13 protein-coding genes are annotated in these 19,465 nt (G+C 67.5%); 5 read left to right on the top strand and 8 right to left on the bottom strand.

The window, feature by feature from the left end; all coding sequences use genetic code 11:
* Positions 1-10: 10 nt before the first annotated feature.
* Genes ACWIE7_RS00920 through ACWIE7_RS00910 form a run of 3 tightly spaced genes read left to right on the top strand, consistent with a single transcriptional unit; the run spans position 11 to position 2,193 of the window.
* The gene (locus ACWIE7_RS00920) at positions 11-1,270 is read left to right on the top strand and encodes a cysteine desulfurase (RefSeq protein ID WP_454068372.1); all 1,260 of its coding nucleotides are present in this window, start codon (positions 11-13) and stop codon (positions 1,268-1,270) included.
* Positions 1,267-1,716, top strand: coding sequence for a Fe-S cluster assembly sulfur transfer protein SufU (gene sufU / locus ACWIE7_RS00915; protein ID WP_230928916.1), 450 nt, complete (start codon positions 1,267-1,269; stop codon positions 1,714-1,716). The genes ACWIE7_RS00920 and sufU overlap by 4 nt, the downstream gene beginning before the upstream one ends.
* 6 nt (positions 1,717-1,722) lie before the next feature.
* Positions 1,723-2,193, top strand: a complete 471-nt coding sequence (locus ACWIE7_RS00910; protein ID WP_230928917.1) for a metal-sulfur cluster assembly factor — start codon at positions 1,723-1,725, stop codon at positions 2,191-2,193.
* Here the strand turns inward: ACWIE7_RS00910 and ACWIE7_RS00905 are convergent.
* Positions 2,190-3,359, bottom strand: coding sequence for a lycopene cyclase family protein (locus ACWIE7_RS00905; protein WP_454068371.1), 1,170 nt, complete (start codon positions 3,357-3,359; stop codon positions 2,190-2,192). The genes ACWIE7_RS00910 and ACWIE7_RS00905 overlap by 4 nt on opposite strands.
* Before the next feature lie 38 nt (positions 3,360-3,397).
* Here ACWIE7_RS00905 and ACWIE7_RS00900 point away from each other — a divergent pair, with 38 nt between their 5' ends.
* Together ACWIE7_RS00900 and ACWIE7_RS00895 are read left to right on the top strand one after the other, a co-directional pair.
* Positions 3,398-4,180, top strand: a complete 783-nt coding sequence (locus tag ACWIE7_RS00900; protein WP_454058417.1) for a thioesterase family protein — start codon at positions 3,398-3,400, stop codon at positions 4,178-4,180.
* 129 nt (positions 4,181-4,309) lie between these two features.
* Positions 4,310-5,941 carry an ABC-F family ATP-binding cassette domain-containing protein gene (locus ACWIE7_RS00895; protein WP_230928920.1) on the top strand — a complete coding sequence of 544 codons (1,632 nt, stop codon included), beginning with the start codon at positions 4,310-4,312 and terminating at the stop codon, positions 5,939-5,941.
* A 12-nt stretch (positions 5,942-5,953) separates the two neighbouring features.
* Here the strand turns inward: ACWIE7_RS00895 and ACWIE7_RS00890 are convergent, their stop codons facing one another.
* The 7 genes from ACWIE7_RS00890 to ACWIE7_RS00860 all read right to left on the bottom strand — a co-directional run bounded on the left by ACWIE7_RS00890 (position 5,954) and on the right by ACWIE7_RS00860 (position 19,463).
* Complete coding sequence (locus tag ACWIE7_RS00890; protein ID WP_454068370.1) at positions 5,954-7,033, bottom strand: 5-methylcytosine restriction system specificity protein McrC; 1,080 nt, start codon at positions 7,031-7,033, stop codon at positions 5,954-5,956.
* Positions 7,034-7,037: 4 nt separating this feature from the next.
* On the bottom strand, positions 7,038-8,540 hold the full coding sequence (locus tag ACWIE7_RS00885; protein ID WP_454068369.1) for an McrB family protein: 1,503 nt from the start codon (positions 8,538-8,540) through the stop codon (positions 7,038-7,040).
* 11 nt (positions 8,541-8,551) lie between these two features.
* Positions 8,552-8,800, bottom strand: coding sequence for a hypothetical protein (locus ACWIE7_RS00880; protein ID WP_454068368.1), 249 nt, complete (start codon positions 8,798-8,800; stop codon positions 8,552-8,554).
* A gap of 473 nt (positions 8,801-9,273) precedes the next feature.
* The gene (locus ACWIE7_RS00875; RefSeq protein WP_454068367.1) at positions 9,274-11,388 is read right to left on the bottom strand and encodes a DEAD/DEAH box helicase; all 2,115 of its coding nucleotides are present in this window, start codon (positions 11,386-11,388) and stop codon (positions 9,274-9,276) included.
* Positions 11,389-12,690 carry a BREX system ATP-binding protein BrxD gene (gene brxD / locus ACWIE7_RS00870; RefSeq protein WP_454068366.1) on the bottom strand — a complete coding sequence of 434 codons (1,302 nt, stop codon included), beginning with the start codon at positions 12,688-12,690 and terminating at the stop codon, positions 11,389-11,391. It abuts the gene before it with no gap.
* A complete protein-coding gene (gene pglZ / locus ACWIE7_RS00865; RefSeq protein ID WP_454068365.1) occupies positions 12,691-15,612 on the bottom strand; it encodes a BREX-2 system phosphatase PglZ in 2,922 nt (973 codons plus the stop codon).
* On the bottom strand, positions 15,609-19,463 hold the full coding sequence (locus ACWIE7_RS00860) for a DUF6079 family protein (RefSeq protein WP_454068364.1): 3,855 nt from the start codon (positions 19,461-19,463) through the stop codon (positions 15,609-15,611). Before ACWIE7_RS00860 ends, pglZ begins: the two co-directional genes overlap by 4 nt.
* Positions 19,464-19,465 lie beyond the last annotated feature (2 nt).

Here is a 19,465-nt window from a genome sequence, read left to right as displayed (position 1 = left end):
CTGGGAGACCATGACCACGACTCTCGATCTCACCGCGGTCCGCGCGGACTTCCCGATCCTGCACCGGACCGTCCGTGACGGAAAGCCCCTGGTGTACCTGGACTCCGGGGCCACCTCGCAGCGCCCCGTCCAGGTGCTCGACGCGGAGCGGGACTTCCTCCTGCACTCCAACGCGGCCGTGCACCGTGGCGCCCACCAGCTGGCTGAGGAGGCGACGGACGCCTATGAGGGCGCCCGCGCCGATATCGGTCGGTTCGTCGGCGCTGACGTCGACGAGTTGGTCTTCACCAAGAACGCCACCGAGGCCCTGAACCTCGTCGCGTTCGCCCTGGGGGACCCCCGCTTCGGCGAGTACACGCTCGGGCCGGGGGACGAGGTGGTGATCTCTGAACTCGAGCACCACGCGAACCTCGTTCCGTGGCAGGAGCTGTGCCGGCGCACCGGCGCCACCCTGCGCTGGTACGGCGTCACCGATGACGGACGCATCGACCTCGACTCGGTCCGGCTGACCGATGCGGTCAAGGTCGTGGCCGTGACCCACCAGTCCAACGTGACCGGTGCGGTCACCGACGTCGCACGCGTCGTCGAGTCGGCACGGGCGGTGGGCGCGCTCGTCGTCCTGGATGCGTGCCAATCGGTGCCGCACATGGCCGTCGACTTCCACGCTCTGGGTGTGGACTTCGCGGCGTTCTCGGGCCACAAGATGCTCGGCCCCACCGGGATCGGCGTCCTTTACGGGCGTCGAGAGCTCCTGCAGGCGATGCCTCCGGTGCTCACCGGGGGATCGATGATCGCCGCGGTGACGATGGAGGAGTCCACGTACGCGGATCCCCCGCAGCGCTTCGAGGCCGGCGTGCCGATGGTGTCGCAGGCCGTGGGCCTGGCCGCCGCCGTGCGCTACCTCGAGGGGGTGGGCATGGAGACGATCGCCCGCCACGAAGAGGCGCTGACCGTGGCCGCGCTCGACGCGCTCGCCTCGATCCCGGGTATCCGGATCGTCGGGCCGACTGACATGGTGTCGCGCGGCGGCGCCGTCTCCTTCGTCGTCGACGGGATCCACGCCCACGACGTGAGCCAGGTCCTCGACGACGACGGCGTGGCCGTGCGGGTCGGGCACCACTGCGCGTGGCCGCTCCATCGGCGACTCGGGGTACAGTCCACGGTCCGCGCCTCGTTCGCGCTGTACAACACGCTCGACGAGGTCGAGGTGCTGGCGCGGTCGCTGCGCAGGGCGCAGGAGTTCTTCGGCGTTGGAGGTCAGGGTCTGTGAAGCTCGAGCAGATGTACCAGGAAGTGATCCTCGACCACTACCGCCGCCCGCAACACAGCGGGTTGCGGGAGCCCTTCGGGTGCGAGGTGCATCACGTCAATCCGACCTGTGGTGACGAGTTGACGCTGCGCCTGCAACTCTCGGACGACCAGTCCACGGTCGCCGACGTCTCCTACGACGCCCAGGGCTGTTCGATCAGCCAGGCCTCCACGTCGATGATGGCCGAACTGCTGGTCGGCAGGCCGGTCTCGGAGTCCCTCGAGATCTTCGAGGCGTTCCACGCCATGATCTCGTCGCGCGGCCAGGACGAGGGCGACGAAGAACTTTTGGACGATGCCGTGGCACTGGCCGGAGTGTCCCGCTACCCGGCGCGCGTCAAGTGCGCCCTACTGGGCTGGATGGCGTTCAAGGACGCCCTCGCACAACAGACCGAACACCAGGAGTGATGTGACATGACCGAGCAGATGACACCTGCCAACGACCCGTCCGTCGACGATCCGATGTCGGGAGCGGAGAACGACACGGACCCGGGCACTGCCTACAACGGCGAGTTCCGGCCCGACCCCAACCGGCCGGAGCAGTCCGAGGACGACCTCGCGTTGGTGGCCGATCTCGAGGAGGCCATGCGTGACGTGGTCGACCCCGAACTCGGCATCAACGTCGTCGACCTGGGCCTGGTCTATGACATCTGGGTCCGACCGGGCGAGACCGAGGGGTCGACCATCGCACGCGTGGACATGACACTCACGTCCGCCGCGTGTCCGCTCACCGACGTGATCGAGGACCAGGCGCGCAGCGCCACCGTCGGTTCGGACCTCGTCAACGAGCTCGAGCTCAACTGGGTCTGGATGCCGCCGTGGGGCCCCCAGATGATCACCGACGACGGCCGCGAGCAGCTCCGCGCCATCGGGTTCACCGTCTAGTCAGAACCCGACGAGCCGGCATGGTCGCGCGGATCCTTCTTCAGGACCGCGGCGATCATGCCGGCTTTCTGCTGTACCGGCATGTCGGCCCACATGCCCCACATCGCCGAGCCCACCTGATACGACGGGCTGGCCGCGTCGAGGAACCACCGCTGCTTACGGGACTCCAGCCTGCCGAAGGCGGAGAACAGTTCCCGTGCCGTTTCGTGATCCGCGCGCAACAGTGCCCGCAGTCCCAGGGAGTGCAGAGCGGTGGTCAGGGGGGAGCGGGGCTCAGGAATCGGCCGGCCGGTACCCAATGCCACGACCGCCCCCGGGACCGCCCCGAGCGCGGCCGCGACCGAGTAGCCGGTCGCAGCGTGACCGTACCCACCGGCGGTGCCGAAGGCCTCAACCCGCGGGTTCGCGGCGTAGCGGGGGCGGGGCGTGAGCGGGATGCGTACACGCTCCACCGCGAGCGGCTCGTCGAGCGCGGCCCGGTCCACGCCCCGACGCCGCAGCCGCGAGCGCAGGCGGGTCTCGAGGACGGCCGGTCTCGGGGCCGGCCACCCGGCGAGGCACGTCTCCTCGAGGAGGACACGGTCCGGGCCCACGGGTATCGCGTACAGGAATCCGGGGCCGGCCTCGTCGTCGTCGTGATCGGAGCGCCAATCCATGAACAGCGCGGACTCACCGCCGAGGGCGGGCGCCGCGGCGTCGGCCTCCACGACGATCCCGTAGGCGGTCTGTAGTGGGCCACGGTTGCGCTGGCCACCGGCGCCGCGACAGTCCACGACACGATGCGCCCGCTCGGTGAGGGCGAGCACCCCGGAGTCGTCAAGGGTGTCACACTCGACGGTGACCCCGGGGCCGAGCGGCAGGGCGGCGTGCAACTCCTCGGTGTCGAGTACCGCGTACTCCCGCTCGAGGACCGCTCGCTCGGGCGCGTACATCGCGGGGCCGTACACCCGGTTAGCGAGAACGTCGGTGCCACAGGCGTCCGCGTGTAGCCACGGGGGAACCTGATCGGCCCACAGCGACAGGGTCTGACGCCACACCGCATCCGGCGCCGGGTCCACCGCCAATACCGTGAGTCCGGCGCCCGCGCACCGGGAGGCCAGCGCGCGACCGGCCGGACCCAGGCCGACGATCGCGACGTCGAACAGCCCGCCACCCGTAGCATCCATGGGGATCGACCCTACCGCCGTCGCCCGAAGGGAGTCCCATGTCCGGTTCGTTCTACCAGCAGGTTGACCGGGGGCGATTCGAGTCGACGCCGTTGACCGCCGGCCCCTGGTCGGCCGAATCGCAGCACGCGGGACCCCCGAGTGCGCTGCTGGTACGGGCACTGGAGCAGTTCGAGGCCGAGCCCGAGGTGCGGCTGGCGCGGCTGTCGGTCGACGTACTCGGGCCCGTGCCGATCGCACCACTGGACATCGAGGTGCACCGGATCCGGCCCGGGCGCAGCGTGGAGCTGCTCGAGGCCACTGCGTCTGTCAACGGCCGGCCCGCGCTCGTCGCCCGGGGATGGCGGATGCGCCGCACGCCCGCGGATTTTCCGACCGTCGGCACACATGCGGGACCGCCGGCTCCCGATGTCCTGGAGCGTGGGGCGATGATGAGTTACGCCTATCAGGACGGGTATTTGTCGGTGGTGGATTTCGCGTTCATCTCCGGCAGCGGTGACGAGCTCGGCCCCGCCCGGGCCTGGGGCCGCTCCCGCGCGGACCTGATCGAGGGGGAGGCCATGACCGGCTGGCAGCACACCGTCGTGGTGGCGGACTCCTCGAGCGGCGTGTCGATGGGCAGTAATCCGCTGACCCACCCGGCGATCAACTGCGACCTGGTCGTGTCGCTGCACCGCGATCCCCGCCCCGGGTGGGTCCACCTCGACACCGAGACGATCGGCTCACCGGAGCAGGGCGTCCTCACCGACACCAGGATCTCCGACGACCACGGCAGCCTCGGGCGGTGCGTGCAGAACCTGTACGGGCGACGCTCGGGGTGACCCTCTGCCGACGGCCCGTGACGTCGGCGCGGAGACCCAGGTCACCGGACTCGTCGCCGCGCTCGGAGCGCCGGTAGAGTTGCGAGTCGGCCCGAAAACCCCCCGAGAACAAATGAGGTACCCGCGCACGTGATCACCATCGACGACCTGGAGGTGCGCGCCGGCGTACGCACCCTGCTCCACATGGACGGGTCCTCGTTGCGGGTCCAGCCCGGCGACCGGATCGGCCTGGTGGGACGTAACGGCGCGGGGAAGACGACGACGATGAGGATCCTCGCCGGTGAGGGTGAACCCTACGCGGGGTCCGTCACGAGCTCCGGCGAGGTGGGTTACCTCCCGCAGGATCCCCGCGAGGGCAACATGGACCAGCTGGCCCGGTCCCGCGTGCTCTCCGCCCGCGGACTCGATGTGCTCATGGCGGATATGGCCACGGCGCAGGCGCAGATGGTCGACGCCCCGGACGATGCGGCGATGGACAAGGCCGTCCGTCGATACGGTCGGCTCGAGGACGAGTTCTCCGCGCGCGGCGGATACGAGGCCGAGAGCGAGGCCGCCCGCATCTGCAGCAGCCTGGGGCTCGAGGACCGGATCCTCACCCAGAACCTGGGAACGCTGTCCGGCGGACAGCGTCGACGCGTGGAGTTGGCACGGATCCTGTTCGCCGCGTCCGACGGCGCCGGCAAGTCGCGGACGATGCTGCTCCTCGACGAGCCGACCAACCACCTCGACGCCGACTCCATCACCTGGCTGCGCCAGTTCCTGGAGAAGCACGAGGGCGGATTGATCATCATCTCCCACGACGTCGAACTCCTCGAGGCCGTCGTGAACAAGGTGTGGTTCCTCGACGCCGTCCGCGGCGAGATCGACGCCTACAACATGGGGTGGAAGAAGTACCTCGACGCCCGTGCCACCGATGAGGCTCGGCGCAGGCGCGAGAAGGCGAATGCGGAGAAGAAGGCGTCGCAGCTCAAGATGCAGGCCGCCAAGCTCGGGGCGAAGGCCACCAAGGCCGCGGCCGCCAAGCAGATGATCCGTCGCGCCGACGCGATGATCGACGATCTCGACGAGGTCCGGGTGGCCGACAAGGCCGCTCGGATCAAGTTCCCCACGCCCGCCGCGTGTGGCAAGACGCCGATGTTCGCCAAGGGCCTGACCAAGATGTACGGCTCGCTCGAGGTGTTCGCCGGCGTGGACCTGGCCATCGACCGCGGTAGCCGCGTTGTGGTGCTGGGATACAACGGCGCCGGCAAGACGACCCTTCTCAAGCTGCTTGCCGGGGTGGAGCGCACCGACGGCGAGGGCGGCGTGGTGTCCGGCCATGGTCTGAAGGTCGGCTACTTCGCGCAGGAGCACGACACCCTCGACATGTCCACGAGCGTGTGGGAGAACATCCGTCACGCCGCCCCGGACGCGGGGGAGCAGGACCTGCGGGGGCTGCTCGGCGCGTTCATGTTCTCCGGTCCGCAACTCGATCAGCCGGCCGGCACGCTGTCGGGCGGTGAGCGGACCCGCCTCGCGCTCGCCGGGCTGGTCTCGTCCGCCGCGAATGTGCTGCTGCTCGATGAGCCGACGAACAACCTCGACCCGATCTCGCGTGAGCAGGTCCTCGATGCGCTGCGGACCTACGAGGGCGCCGTGGTTCTGGTGACACACGACCCGGGTGCGGTGGAGGCGCTGGAGCCCGAGCGGGTGATCATCCTGCCGGACGGCACGGAGGACTTGTGGAGCCAGGAGTACATGGAGATCGTCGAACTCGCGTAACCGTGCTGCGGTCTAAGTTTCACTCGAATTGCGTTCCGACACGGCGTCGGACAATTGCTTTGCTATGGTCATGGCAGATTCTCGTAGGTCCACCGTGGCAAACCTGATCCGGTGACCTTGGATCGTGATCTCCTCGTCAACGTGTCCGTCTACGACGGGGTGAAGTAGAAGTCCTTCAGCGCGACGATGCTCTTCGTCCTTTCCGTGCTGGGACATGAGGTACGCATAGATCTGAAAGACGTAGCCGCTTCTCAAAGTCTCCTCCCGATGAAATCCGGCCACGACGACCCGGTTGAACTTAGTGTCGATTACTATCTTGCGTCTAACGCCAGTTGCGCCTGGTGAAGGCGCTCGCAAAATGACGTCCGTCTGCATACCGGGAAAAATCTCATGTATCCGTTCCGTACCGTTCTGGGCATCCCAGTTCAGGCGTTTACCATGATCAACCTGCCATCCTCGTCTACCTAAAGAATGCTCGTAGAAACCATGCGCGGCGTGTTCAAACAGTTTCCGCAGATAGCCGTCGGAGTCGTCTGGGCTTACCATGGCAAACTCATCGTCGCTCTGATCTGGGATCGAGAGCGAGAGAAGCAACTCCGCCAAGGTCAACATTCGGTGATCCTGAGCCAACAGTCGTTGGCGCCGCAAAGATCTGGCGACATTGGGATTGGGCGGTGGGCCGGTTACGCCAGCCGCCTGTAATTGCAGGACCAACGACCGAAACAGCGGGTTGTCGGGCAGGAGAGCGTCGGCACGCTGGAGCCCTTCTCGGACCAGCCTGTTCCCCGGAGTGTCGGTGACGATGTCATCAAATCGACAGCGAACCTTTCCTCGCTCAAGCAGCCGGTGGCGAGTAGTTCCTAATAGATCGATGCGCCCCCGGACCCTACGGACATCTTCGCTGGTTCGGACGAATCCCACCGATAGACCCGAATGCAACCGCGTCATCACTTCCTCCGCGAGCATCCCTGCAACGAGTTCAGGGATGTCTTCAGGAAGCCTCTCTGCACCAGCGAACTCATCTCCCGCGTGGCGATAAAGGTGTGACGCAAACAGTTGCAGCAACCAAAGATTCCGGACGGGGATCTTCATATCACTACGGGTCGAGTAGCGCGGCGGTGTGCTTGGACACTTCTTCCGGACGGTCAAACCAGTATTCCTCCAGTAGAGGGCCGATTTCCGTATCCACAACCCGCTCAATCCACTGACGCGTGTCAAGCCCTCCGCGCCTAATGTCTACAGAGGGGGTCACAAAACTGTGTCCGATGCAGAACTGCCGCCCCAACGACCGGTCCGCCGCGATGTGACTATTCAGTTCTTCCATCCGGGCGCCGAATCGCTCAAGAGTGCCAAGGTCGTATCCAAGACCACTGACGTGCTGCGCCCAGTCATTACCAAACTGCGGACTCAGCTCGACAAAAGCGAATCTCCGACGTAATGCCATATCTACTAGCGCCAATGATCGATCCGCCACATTCATCGTACCGATGACAAACACATTCGGCGGAACAAAAAACCGCTCGCCCTCGGCACGAGGGTAGGAAAGCCGCATAGCGTACTCAGAGGTCCGCTTGTCCGTTTCGAGTAGCGTGAGCAATTCCCCGAAGATCTGCGCAGGGTTACCCCGGTTAATCTCCTCGATCACCATTACGTACTTGTGGTCAGGGTTGTCCTGTGCAGTAGTGCACATTTCCAAGAACGGCCCGTCTGCCAGCTCGAGCCCGCCCTTGACGGTGGGGCGATATCCGCGCACAAAGTCTTCATAGGACATGGACGGATGGAATTGAAGGACTGTGGTCCGAGAGCTGCCGCGTTCATTACACAACGTCCACGCCAACCGTCTGGCGAGCCAAGTCTTTCCCGTTCCGGGGGGTCCTTGAAGAATAAGGTTCTTCTTCACCAGTAGTCGTTCACGCATCGCCTCGAGCTCATGCCGAGGTACAAAGCTGGCGTCCTCGATAATGGAGTCGACCGTGAATATGTCCCCGAGGAGTCCACCGGTATCCGGAGAAGTACTAGGCGTCTCGTCAATCGCTCCTTCATCGGCCGCGCTTGGCGATGCGGTGTTCACATACTGCCACGCTGCAAACGACAGTTCCGGGATTGAGCTAAACGGCGAAGTCGCGTCTTCGAACCACGCTTGGATCTCTTCAGTGTTAGCGAGAAACGCCTCACCGTCGATTTTCGCGCGCAGGTCGAGCCGCTGGGCAAGATCGGGAAACTGGTCCGCCAGGAAGCTAGCGTTCACCTGGTCGAAAGCGGTAAACACGTTAGGGCGAATCCAATACAGCCCCATCGATAATTGGCGCGTGTTGCCTTGCGCCGCTGCATCGAAGGCCGCCACTAGGGATTCGCGAGACTCCTCGGTCGAAGCCGACGCGTAGCCAACCGCCGATTCCGCCAAATCCCACAGGAAATCGACCTGGTCTGGGTCGCGCTCGTTCTCCCACCTGATGAACCAGGAGTTCAGGTTGTTCACGATCGGGATGCCGGAAAACTCGGCCGGAGCCTTTGCAGAAATACCGAACTCGTCCTTGAATGCTTGAGCGATCTGAGCTCGAGCCGATTCCTTGATCCCCCTGTTGAACGGGCTGAACACCGTAAACGGATCTATATCGCGCAGGGCGCCACGTGTTCCGTCTGATCGTGTGTCGCGGTGCGGAGATACTTGAACAGGTGCTCCAGACCGGAGTTGCGCGCGACCTTCCAAAGCTTGTCCAGAAGGTCCTCTCGATCGCTGCGGTAGCTCAACACCGCGTTAGCGAGCTCTTCGTAGAAGGGCCCCCACTCGAACGTCGCTCGTGATTCCGCAGGGGGAGGATCGCTCAGCAGCTGCTCGATCTCCTCTCTTCCCGTCACGAGAGTGAAAAGCGTAGTAGCAGCGCTCATTTCATTTTGAGCAGGAAGTGACAACTCATCCCGCGACACACCTGTGACAAGCCACTCCACCGGGCGCCAGTGAGAATACATCTGGCTATCTGCTCGGAATTCGTAGTCCCCTGACACTCTTCCGATGTTTAGGGCACGCGTGGAGCGGTCTGGGCACACGATGACGTCACCCACCTTGAGCACGTGAATAAATCGAAAGAGCGTTCCCGCCCACGCTGCAATCGAGGAACTTGAGTCAGAGTTGGCCGCGCTAAGGGCTTCTTTGAACGCGCCCTTGTCGGCTGAATTTTACGGAGGTCACCAACCTCGTCCCAGCCAATTCGCACCGCGCCGTCGGAAACAGGATCGATTGTGGTTTGGTCGTTGTGGATTCCCCAGAACTCCGCCATTCCCCAAGACTAGCTGTGTCTCAGGGCTGGCATCGCCAATACCCAAAAGGCGTTCTACGCACCAGTCATCCGCCGCGCGATCACCTCGACGGCCCACTCGACCGGAAGCGCCTCGGAGAACTTGAGCTTGTCGATCAGGGTCGGAGGAACCGCAGGAAGCGGCCGCTCACTCTCCGGTAGGGACGCCCAGAACTCGAGCCGCTTCGCTGCAGGCCCGGTGGGCATGCCCTCGTGCAGGGTAATCGCGTCGGGCTGGACCATCCCGCCCTGCGGAGCCAGCTCTTCGCCCAATGCCGGCCCGAGCGCCGCCTGGTACCGGCGGTTCGCAGCACTGCCCTCGTAGGTCCACCACTTCCGGACGTTGTCCGTGGTGGTCCACACAGGTCCGTGTGGGCTCACCGTGTGACGCAACCGGTCCTCGTCGTCGGCGAGTACGGCGCGGGCGCGGGCGGTGAGCCGAATCTGCTCGGGGAGCTCTCCCAGCAACACAGCGCGCATGCCCTGCGCGACCTGCCGACCGATGTCGGCGCCACCGAATCCGTACCGAGCTCTGCCCCCGCCCGCGGCGGGCTCCACCTGCACCCGGTGCCTGGGCCAGTTGATGTCGGTGACCTTCCAGGACCGCCCGGCAAGAAGCAGATGGATCGGCCCGTCGCCGCCAGTGAGAGCCCTCCACTCCACGGTCCCAACCTCCTGCCGGCCGGCCAGAACGGTGAACTCCCGAGGCATTGCGAAGGTAGTGAGCAGGTCCATGAAGTGGCGGCGGCCGAATAATCTCTCGGCGCCGGGCCCGAGGAACATGGCGCCGCCGTCGACGTTGAGGTAGCCCCGCTCCACCAGGAAGTCGACGATCAGCTCGGCGGGACGCTCCAGGGTGTCCACATGCATGAGCGGGGTGGCCGCCCACCGGGCCTGCCAGCCGTACCGCGGCAGCGCGCCCTCCTGCAGCATCGCGGCCATGATCTGCTGCGCTACCAGGTGCAGAGGTACCGGAGGGGGCACAACGGGCTCGACGTATCCTGTGCCCCAGGCGTGCAGGAGCCCCAACGTCCGGAGCAGGTGCCGCGGCTCCGTGGCGATGAACAGGCAGTTCCGGACGGTATCGGCCCGCCGGCCAGTGCGCCCGAGACGCTGGAGGAAGCTCGACACGGACCCCGGTGCGCCGATCTGGATCATCCGGTCCAGATCCCCGATGTCGATGCCCAGCTCGAGGGTTGAAGTCGCCACGATCACGCAGTCGCGCGCTTCGGCAAAGGCCAGCTCGGACCGCCTCCGTTCCTCGGCGGAGAGCGACGAGTGCGAGAGGTACACGTCCACGTCGAAGCCCCGGAGCATCGATGCGAGCTCCTCGGCCTGCCGCCGACTGTCCACAAAGACGAGCCGCTTCTGCCCCCGGTACAGCTTGGACAGCAACACAGCGGCGGAGTCGAGAGTGTCGACGGCGTCCACGACGATGTCAGCGTCACCGGCAACAGGCCGGACCGCCTCACCCACGGCGACGCCAGGCGCGATCACCCGACCGGCCCGCCCGTCGACACCGCCCTGCAACCACTGCAGCAGCTCCTCGGGGTTGCCGACGGTCGCGCTCATCCCGATCCGCTGCAGCGGCCGCCCGACCAGGTGCTCAAGGCGCGAGAGAACGGCGGACAGGTGCCAGCCGCGGTCGTCGCCGGCAAAGGCATGCACCTCGTCAATCACCACGGTCCGCAAGTTCCCGAACAACATGCGGTGGTCGGTCTTGGTGGAGGCGAGCATCGCCTCGATGGATTCGGGTGTGGTGAGCAGGATGTCCGGCGGGTCGGCGCGGATGGCTCTGCGGGCACTCTCGCCGACATCTCCGTGCCACACCTCGACGCGGCGACCCATCCACGCGGTGTAGTCGACCAGACGCACCGCGAGGTTGTTGAGTAGCGCCTTGAGCGGGGTGACGTACAGCACGGTCAGCCCGGCCCAGTCTTCGTGGGCCATGCGGGTGAGGACGGGGAAGACGGCGGCCTCGGTCTTACCGCCGGCGGTCGGCGCGAGCAGTAGGGCGTCCTCGCCGTCGATCAGCGGCCGGACGGACTCCTCCTGCAGTGGCCGCAGGCCGGGCCAGCCGAGGGAGTTGACCACGTGGTGCTGCAGTAGCGGGTGCAGCGCGGGGAAGCCCTGCGGGGCGTGGTGGTCCATTTAGAGCTCGATGGCGTCGGGGTCGTCGATGATTGACGACGCCGAGGCCGCCACCGCGGACCGTTCGCTCTGGCTGAGGTCGGTCGCATCGAGCGTGGGCGTGAAGTGCTGCCGCGGGAGGAAGTCCGGGAACATCTCGACGCGATCCAGGCAGTCGACGAGCATCCGCAGGTACTGGCGGGGTGCGATCCCTACCTGGCCGCCGAGCTTTCCCGCCACGGACTCGGCGAGCACGCGCAGGTACGCGTCGTCGACGAGGGTGGTGACCCGCTGGGCTGCCGCGGGGTCGAGGCCCGTGGCGTAGAGGTCTCGCACGCGCGATCCCACCTCCACCAGTCGGTCAAAGTCGAAGGCCTGAAGCCGGATTTGTGGCTGCCGGGGGTTGTCGAAGCGGGGGTCGGCGTCAAACTTCACGCCGATACGCTGGTCGAGCGGAGGCAGTCGCTTGATGCCCTGTTGTCCTTCGAAGAAGGCGCTGGTTCCGGTGATGAGCAGGTACATCCCGGGGTAGCGGCCGGAGTCGAGTTCGTCGATCCACTGCCGCAGGGCGTTGAGGGCCTTCTCTCGGACGTCGCCGCGCATGCGCTGGAGGGTCTCGACCTCATCCAGCACCAGCAGGAGCCCGCGGTGGCCGGAGCCGGCGAGCACCTGGAGCAGTCCCTGGAAGAAGCCCATCGCCAGGAAGTGGTCCAACTCGCCCTTCACCCCGGCGGCGCGCTTTGCCGACGCCGCCACGTTGCGTTGTCCACCGAGCCAGGCTGCAAGCCCGTCGGCCACCTCGATATCACCGTTGAGCAATGCGTCCCGATACCCGCGCAGAGCGAGCGGGAACACGGGCGCAGCATCGGCGACGGAGCGCAGCCTCTCCTCCAACAGCTCGGCGGCGTCTGCTCCGGAAGAGGCCGCATCGTCTTCCACTCCGAGGAGCCAGTCGTCCAGGACGGCCCGGAAGGCCTGTCGAGAGACAGCGGGGGTGCGGAGTTCTTCGCAGGCCCTCCGGTACACGGTCTCGAGCCGATGCAGGGGCGTCTCGAGTTCGGAGATCTGGACCTCGGACACGGCGAACCCGCGGTCGAGGGCCTGCTGCTGGAGCCAGCGCGCGAAGAAGGTCTTGCCGGAGCCGTACTCGCCCCGGACTGCCTTGAACACGGCGGCACCGCCGGCGACCTTGTCCAGCTCCTCTCCCAGGACCGGCGCGAGCCGGTCGAGGCCCACGGCGAGCTGGTCCAGCCCGTCGGCGGGGACGGTACCGCGGCGGAGGGCGTCGATGATCGCGGTACGGCGGGCGGGGGAGACGGTCATCTACAGTCCGAACTGTTCAAAGAGGGTCTGGGACGCCAGCACCACATCGTTGTCCTCACGCTCAAGGACCGGCATGCCGTCGACGTTGACGACCTTCTGGATCCTCGCGATGGTGCCGCTGATCTGGAGCGGGTTGAGCCTGAGCGTGTTCCCGAGTACGGCGATGGGCAGGCGGCCGTTGTTGGCAGCGATGGCGCGCAGTACGTCTGCCAACTCGACGGGCGTGGGCTTGAGTTGCTGGGCCTTGACCCTCTCCTTGAAGTACGGGGCACGGCTCAGATCCGCAAACTTATCGGCGGGTTTCCTCGACCGGTCGGGTGTCAGGGAGACGGGCTGCACATCGGCGTCGAGCGACTCGAACAGCGAGACCTGGTCGGCGTTCTGCGGCGCCTTGCGCCGCGAGGCGGGCTTGGCCGCAGGTCCTCGACCGCTGTGTCCGGCTGCAGCTTGTCCAGCAGCAGCTTGCCCCGCGGCCGTCGTACCCTCAGGACCCATCGAGGCCGTCGCGATCGGCCACCACGCGGGCCACGGGTCCTGGACTGGCGGACCTGCGGGGAACGGCGCGTCCTCTCCGAGCCCGTCGAGGCTCTGAACCAGGGCGGCGACGGGCGCGCAGACCTCGGCGGGGGAGGCGCCGCCGTGGTAGCCGGCCTTCTTGCCGGTGTAGCGCAGGTCCTCGTCTACGGCGAGGACCGCGCCGTGATGCGGTGCGCCGCTGGCGCCGGGCGCGAGCACCCGGTTCCCGGACACGGCTCGCTCACCGTCCTGGGCGGGCGCCCCGGTTGCGGGCCGCCAGCGGGCGCTCACGGCGCCGTCGGCGGTGACCTTGCCGATCCGACTGCGTTCGACCACGTGTCCGTGGTCGGAGAGCAGGACCACGTCTCGTCCGACGGCGCGGGCGTAGTCGAGCAGCTTGTCCAGGTGGGTGATGCGCGAGGTGGTCCAGGTGGTGGCGATGGGGTCGGACCGGTCGAGGGCGTCGTCGACGGTGTTGAGCACCGCGCCCACCACGGGGACGTGCTTGGTGTCGTAGATGGCGCTGCGGACGGTATCGCCGATGCTCGCGTCGAGGTCTGCCTTGTGGAACAGCGGCCCGTCGCTGACCGAGGGGTGGGCGGGGAACAGGGCGGCGAACCCGGTCCGCTCCTCCTGCTGCCCGCCGAGGGCCAGCTCTCCCCTGAGCAGCGAGGTCCGGGACGCGGTGGTCACCGACGGCAGGGCGGAGGCGGCCACATCGAGTCCGAGGGAGGCCAGGTCGAGCCGCTGCCAGACGGTGGCGTGACGTGCGGCCACGTCCTCGAGAAGCCCGTGCGCGGCGGCCACGGAAAGGCCATCGATCACCACCACGAGCAGCGCCCGCTGACTCCGTTGACCGGATTCGACTGGCCCGGACTTACGCAGGGGCGCGACGACCCTGTCCAGCACGTCCTCCATAAGCAGGGCGTCGCCGGCGGTGGAGCGGTCGGCAAGTCGCGCACCGACGAGCGCAGCGAAGGTCCGGTCGATGTCGCGTCGTACGGCGAGGGTTCGGTCGAGGACGCGGCGACCGAGCGCGTCGGGGTCCGCCGCAGACTGCCCGATCGCGGGCTTGGGGTCGGCGGTGAAGCCGCGCCAGGCGGAGTTGACGGCCCTGTCCACCCAGCTCAGTTCGTCGACGTACGCGCGCATCGCCTCGACGTGACCGGCGGAACGCAGCCGGTCGGCCACGGCGGCGGCCTCGGCCCGGTTCCACCGGTGGAGCCGGACCAGCGCGGCGGCGGTCTCGAGGTCGTCGGGACGGGAGCGCTCGGCTTCGACGTGCGCCCGCAGCGCCCCGAGCCCCCGCAGCAACGCGGTCTCGCTCCCTCCGTCGAGGGCGGTGGCCAGGCCGCGGGCGTACACGTCGAGGCGTCGTTGGAAGGCGCCGGGCAGGACTGTGGATCCGGCGAGGAGCGAGGCGCCGCCATTCTGCTCGAATCCGCTGATCAACCGATGGGCCTCGCCGAGTACGGCGGTGAGCGGCTGCCCGTTATCGAGTGAGATGCGGACGGCCTTGGCAGCGGCGGACCCCCATTCGCGCAGAGACTGGTCGCCGAGGGTGGCGCCGATGTGGTGGCTGAACAGGGCCCGCGCTCCGGTGAGTTCGGTGGGTGTGTCCTGCCAGTCGGGCGTGCGGAGGGTCTCCGCTGCCAGGCCGGCGGGCAGGAGCGCCCGCGGCCCGTTCTTGGCCCACAGGCTGCGGATCCCGGGGCCCGTCAGCGTGAACGTGCGGCACAGCCACGTGATGAGCCCCGCGCGAACGTTAGACGTGAGCCGCGAGGCCAGCTCGTCCCACGCGGCGTGGGCGTCGGGGGTGGCGCTCCAGGCTAGGAGGTCCGCGAGCCGGTAATCCGGTTCCAGCCCCAGCACGAGCGTGCTGATGGCCCCGTAGAGGTGGTCGGCGGTGAGGACCGGAGTCGGGGTGGGGGCGAGGGTGTCGCGGTGGTCGGCCAGCGCGGTCGTGAGCCCCCGGACGTCGTCCCGCCCTCGGGGGATGCGGCCGTCGGTCCGGTCGGCGGAGAACATCCCGAGCAGGGTGCCCACGGGGTCGAGCTCCCGCATGCGCCCGAGCGGTTGGAAATGCTCCTTAACTCCCTGGGGAATCTGCTCCACGGGGAGGTCGGTGAGCACGACGCGCCACGGCACCTCGGGATCCTTGCGGTGCCGCACCACGTCCCGGATCTCCAGCACAGTCCGGCAGCAGTGGACCGGCACGGTGAGGTCATCGACGCGCAGCTCGGTGCCGTCCCATTCGGGGCGGGCGTGCATCACCAGCAAACCGCGCTTGTGCTGCTTGTCCCGGTATAGGCCGTGGAGGAGTGGAATGAGGTCGGCGGCGGTCGCCGTACCGAGGGACGACGACGAGGTGACGCTCCCCGCAAACCCGGCGCTGGCCGGGGTCACGTCTCGGGCTCCTCGGCGGTGATCTCGATCCGGAAGCGGGTGCCCGTTCCGTAGCTCCGCCCAAGATCAGCGAGGGCGGTGTGGATCGCCTCTTCAACTTGGCTGCCGTGCGCCTCGACGGTACGGCTTGGACCAGACCCCGTGATCACCACCCCAGACGGCGGCGTGGTGGGGGGCGGGGGCGGCGAAACCGGCGGGGTCGGGGTCGGGATCGGGGGCGGACCGACGATTGCCTTGTTGATCCAGTCCTGCGCGCGCTTCTCAAACTTCTGAACAGACGTGACCAGATGCTGGACGAACTCGTGGGTGTCGACCCCGTTGTCCAGGTCCTTCACGATCTGCGTGGCCTCACCCCCGAGGGCGCCCTGCTTGGCACGGCCACCGATCAACGTCTCGAGGTTCGGGCCGAGGTTGCGCGCCACGGCGGCCACATCCTCGGCACTCGTGATGGACAGGCTCGCCTCGTTGGTGGTGGCACCGAGGTAGGTTCCGGTCCCCTCACCGGCGCCGGCAAGTGCGGCCACGATCTCACCGTGGTGCTGCCTCTTGCGCACCAGCGTCTGCAGCAACTCGGTCTGCCGGCGAGCGAGCTGGAGTCGCCGCCCGTCGGCGCTTCGGCCCAGTCGCTGCTCGAGCTTCGACAGCTGCTCGACCAGATCCTCGCTGGACCGCTTGAACTCGTCGGCCTTGCTCGCCACCTCGCCCACCAGGTGGGTGAGGTTGGTGGGGGAGAGGTGACCTCTCTCGGGAATGCCAAAGAGGTGCTGGGCAGCCTGGACGGCGCGATCCCACTCGCCCTGTTCGGGCAGTACGGGCTCGCGCAGCTGGTGCGACTGCTGGATGTCCTTGAAGGCCGGAGCTGCGACAGGGGTTCCGTAGGTGAACCAACTGCGGTCGCGTGACTCGGCCCACGCCGCCGCGAGCAGCGTCGTGCAGTCGCGGTTGAGCCCGGCTTGCGGCATGAGCTTCTCGACGGCGGCCACGACCTGAGCGACCGTGAGCACGCTGTCGGCCTGCCCGGATTTCTCCGCCTCGGCGAGCGCGCGGTCGATCTGCCCAGCGAAACTGGCAAAGGTGGCGCTGGGGAACACGAGGTGCGACTCGTGGACGTCAGCCACCCGGAGACCGCTCAGTACGAGCTGGACGGACTTGCGCTCGGCGGCCACAAACGCGGCGCGGCCGTCCTCGCGGGCGTCGGACCGGCGCAGCACGTCGAGCGAGACCGCGAAGTCCTTCTGCGTGAGCGCGCTGGTGGTGTCGAACCGCGGGTGATCGGGATAACGCTGGTCGAAGGCCTGGTCGTAGAGCCTCCGCGCGGCCTCGCGCAGCGAGGCGCCGACGGGCCGCTGCACCACCACGGACGAGCTCAGCGAGCGCACGGGCGGCTGCCCATCGGGGAACACCGCTCCCTCGGCGATGCCGTACATCTTGCGCAGGATGGCGGCGAGCTGCCCGGCGAGCTGGTTCCGCTGGGTCATCATTACCTGGCGAACCCGTTCGCGGTCGCCGTCGGCGAGGTAGCTGGTGTAGCTGAGCCATTTCTCGGACTGCAGGACCCAGTCCATGGTGACGAGCTTGCCCAGATCATCCATCTGCTTGCGGTCCAGGAACGCGGGCAGCCAGGCGAGCGTGAAGTAGTCGTGCCCGTCGGTGCGCAGGCGATCGAGGCGGGCGTGGTCCTCGGAGACTCCGTGACCCTCCTCGTCGAACGGCAGGTCCACGATTACCCGCAGGGCCCCGGGTTCGACAGGGGCCAGCAGCGTGTCCGGCACGGAGCCGGAGTCGCGGACGTTGCCAAAGACGATCTCGACGGTCCGGTTCGTGCCACGCCAGGTGATCCGGGTGGAGCGCGCACCGTCGGCCTGCGGATCGATGGCGGCGATCCCGAACTCTTCCTGCAGCATCGAGCGCAGCCGTTCGCGGCGCCTGGAGAAGGTGTCCTCGCCGCGGGCGCGTTCAAGGATCTCGTCGAAGGGCAATTCTTCGAGCGTGATGGAGATCAGCGGATCGTGGCTGTCCGTGCCCACGGTGATCTCGGGAACCGAGGTGTTCCACTCCCGGACCGAGGCGAGCGCGCGCGTGGGCGCGTCCGACGCGACGATCGAGACGAGCTCCCCGTGGTTGAGGTGCGCCAACCTGCTGGCGGTGAGTGCTTTGAGCCCGGGCACCTCGGGCGCGAGAGCAGAGAGCAACAGCGTCTTGGCCAGCCGGAGCTGGGCCCGCACGCCCTTGGGCTGGTCCAGGTCCCGCACGCTCGGGTCGGCGTCGGGGAACTGGGCCAGAACGGCAGGACGGAGCTTGTCCTGCCACAGCGAGCGCGCGGTGCGGAATCGGGCAGCCACCGCCTCGTCGGTACCGCCCTTCTGCGTCCCGTCGATGATGTAGTCGAACACCTCGCCGACGGGGATCACCTGGTCGACGGTCATGGTGTCGGCGAGGTCGACGAGCATCGATTCCATCACCTTGAGCGCAGTGCGGTCGCGCTGCATGGCGGTGGACAGGTGGACGAGGGTGTCGATGAGGACCGGACTGAAGGGGTAGGTGAGCCGGAACTGTTCCTCGGTGGCTCCGCGGTGCTGGTCGTCGGTGTTGACCTTGTCCAGCAGGACGGGCTTGACGGCCGGGGACAGGTGCAGGCGCTGGAACGAGGCCTCGAGCGCCTCAACCGCCGCGGCGTTCTTCGGGGTGAGGAGCCGCCGGTGGGCGATCTGCGGCAGGTTGGCTGAGCCGAGCGCGATGCCGGAGAATCGACCCTCCTGGTGAGCGATGGCCTGCTCGCGGATCTTGGTGGCCTCGCCGGCCTCGATCGAGGAGTCCTTCCACGCCTTGAGGTCGTGCTGGCGGGCGATGAAGCTGACGACCGGCACGGCCATGCGCCCCTGATCGGATTCGACGAACCCGGTGAGCTTCTGGATCTCGCGGCCGAAGAACTCGCGGTTGGAGAAGTGGAAGGTGAGCCACAGGATTAGCTCGTCGAGCAGCAGGACCACGGCCTCGTAGCCGAGGGTCTTGGCGTGCGCGGCGATGGCGGACAGCCCCTCGGGAAGGTGCAGCCAGTCGGTGTTGGTGTGGGCGGAGGTGATCCACGTCTGGCCGAGCGCGGAGACCAGCGCGTCCCGCTCGGCGCGGGACGCGGCGGGGTGTCGGGCGCGGTCGTAGGAGTCGCGGTCCCAGGTGGTGGCGGTGGCGCCGCCGAGCGCGGCCAGGTCGAGGCCGCCGGGGGTGGATGACGACGACGACGTGACGCCCCCGGGTCCGGTGGTGGCAGTGGCCAGGCGGGCGAAGAACCTCTCGTCGCCGACCTCGGCACGCATCTGTTCGGCGTTCTCGAGCAACCCGTCGGCCATGTGGAGTACCGGCGGGGTGACTCCCGGGTGGAGCCGGTTCAGGTGCTCAAGATAGGCCGAGAAGAGGGTGTCCTCGATGGAGTTCGAGCCCAGGAAGTGGAAGGGCAGCGCGAGGATCTTGCTCGACGTGGCCCGCGGGTGGTCGGCGATGTGCTGCTGGAGTTCGGCAATGGCGCGGGCGCGAGGGTCCCCGGTGAGAAGGGCGAGCAGCACCGCCATGAAGTGCGACTTGCCGGAGCCGAAGGAGCCCTTGAGGAAGGCCCCCTTGTTCTCTCCGGTGGCCAGGGCGCTGTCGACCAGGGCGAGCGCCTCGTCGAAGGCGTCGCCGATGGACGGGGTCACCACGTACTCGGCCAGGGTGGTGCCGAGTTCGTCCCTGGTGACGGCGTCGGAGAGTTGGAGGACGAACGTCGAGGTTCCCGAGTGCTCGGGGATCGAGAAGACGTCACGCAGGGTGGGGCTGGTGCCCGACCCTGCCGTCGCGCCGGGAGGGGTGAAGGCCATGG

It is taken from the genome of Dietzia sp. NPDC055343 (genome assembly GCF_053645265.1).
The sequence above is the reverse complement of the archived record's forward strand: the minus strand, read 5'-3'. Positions and strand labels throughout refer to the sequence as shown.